The organism is Pseudomonas sp. EL_65y_Pfl2_R96 (assembly GCF_963970905.1).
GTDB lineage: Bacteria > Pseudomonadota > Gammaproteobacteria > Pseudomonadales > Pseudomonadaceae > Aquipseudomonas.
The window spans coordinates 1-466 of the sequence record NZ_CAXAQH010000310.1 but is presented as its reverse complement, the minus strand read 5'-3'; the positions used below and the strand labels follow the sequence as shown (position 1 = coordinate 466).

The 466-nt window shown below is 60.3% G+C and carries 1 protein-coding gene; it reads right to left on the bottom strand.

Annotated features, from left to right (window positions below):
• Positions 1-147: 147 nt before the first annotated feature.
• On the bottom strand, positions 148-466 hold a 319-nt coding region (locus AACY49_RS30785), incomplete at its 5' end, for a hypothetical protein (RefSeq protein ID WP_339528072.1).

The window sequence follows — 466 nt, the reverse complement described above, 5'->3', positions numbered from 1 at the left end:
CGACTATCGGAGTGGAACGCCGTACCGGGCCGACCTGGAGGCGGCCAATTACAGCGCGGCGATCCAGGCTGGCGGCCTGGTCGAAATGGCATATGTCGCCGAAGACGCCAGTTGCGGGGGCGCGGGCGTATGGCTCGCGCGCAAGCCTTAAGGTGCCACTTTCCGAAGGAAAGCCAGAACCGGCAGCCAATTGTCTTCCGCGCCTTGGGGGTCCTTCACCGCAATCAACGTCGAGGCACCATGCACTCCGTGCTTGGGGACGTAGCGCGTAACAAGGCGCGATGACATTGCATCGGCGATGCTTTTTGCGGCGGTCGTTTCATCGCTATTGGCGGCACCGGTAATATATGCCGGGACAGACAGCTGCGCGGCGGCGCGCTTTACCAACTGTTTGTCGTCGAAATATTCACCTGGAGAGAAGGACAAAATCGCGGCTATTTTCCCCGCATTTCGTACGCCAAGGGGA